Here is a 1,144-nt window from a genome sequence, read left to right as displayed (position 1 = left end):
AGCAAACCAGTTGGCTCACTATCTGCGTTCTCAAGGAATCGGCCCAGAGGTCTTGGTGGCTGTTCTCATGGAACGTACGACCGAAATGATCGTTGCGATGATGGGCATTCTCAAAGCTGGTGGCGCGTATGTGCCGATTGATCCCGCGTATCCACAAGAGAGAATCGGTTATACGCTGGAAGATTCGCAAGCGGCGATTCTGTTGACCCAAGGAAGCCTGCTATCCATGCTGCCTGAACATACAGCACAAGTGATCTGCCTGGATCGTGATTGGGAGACTATCGCGAAACAAAGCGAAGAGAACCTGCCAAATTTGGTGCTACCAACGAACCTTTCTTATGTCATTTACACCTCGGGCTCGACAGGTCTGCCTAAAGGGGTAGCGATTCAGCACAATAGTGTCATTGCCTTCATCGCGTGGGCGAAAACGGTCTTTTCGGCTGAAGAAATGAGTGGAGTGCTCGCGTCGACTTCTATCTGCTTCGATTTGTCAGTCTATGAAATATTCGTGACCTTAGCCTACGGAGGCAAAGTCATTTTGGCTGACAACGCCTTGCATATACCGACCCTGCCAGCAGTCAACGAAGTGACATTGATCAATACCGTCCCATCTGCCGCCAAAGAACTCGTGCGGATGAACGCGATCCCGTCGACGGTACGCGTGGTCAACCTAGCTGGTGAGCCACTGCCAAACACATTGGCGCAAAGTCTATATGCATTGGAGCATGTCGAAAAAGTCTTTAATCTTTATGGACCGTCTGAAGATACGACGTACTCCACGTATGTACAGGTCACCAAAGGCGCCACGTCAGAACCCACAATTGGTCGTCCTTTGTCCAACACACAAGCGTATATTCTCGATGCCAACCTGCAACCAGTACCGTTGGGCTTACCTGGGGAACTGTATCTTGGTGGTGACGGATTGGCTCGCGGGTATCTAAATCGCCCAGAGCTGACCGCAGAACGATTCTTGTCGAACCCATTCCACGCTGACTCGCAAGCGCGGATGTACAGCACCGGTGACTTGGTCCGCTATCTCCCAGATGGACAAATCGAGTACTTGGGACGGATAGACCATCAGGTGAAGATTCGCGGCTATCGAATCGAGTTGGGAGAGCTGGAGGCTGTCCTTCGCACCCATCCT

Annotated in this window: 1 protein-coding gene; it reads left to right on the top strand. The window is 51.7% G+C overall.

The window, feature by feature from the left end; genetic code table 11:
* On the top strand, positions 1-1,144 hold a 1,144-nt coding region (locus HP570_RS29085), incomplete at both ends, for an amino acid adenylation domain-containing protein (RefSeq protein WP_173627963.1).

Origin of the sequence: Brevibacillus sp. RS1.1 (genome assembly GCF_013284365.1) — a bacterium.
GTDB classification, from domain to species: domain Bacteria; phylum Bacillota; class Bacilli; order Brevibacillales; family Brevibacillaceae; genus Brevibacillus; species Brevibacillus brevis_D.
This window is presented reverse-complemented; position numbering and strand designations above follow the sequence as displayed.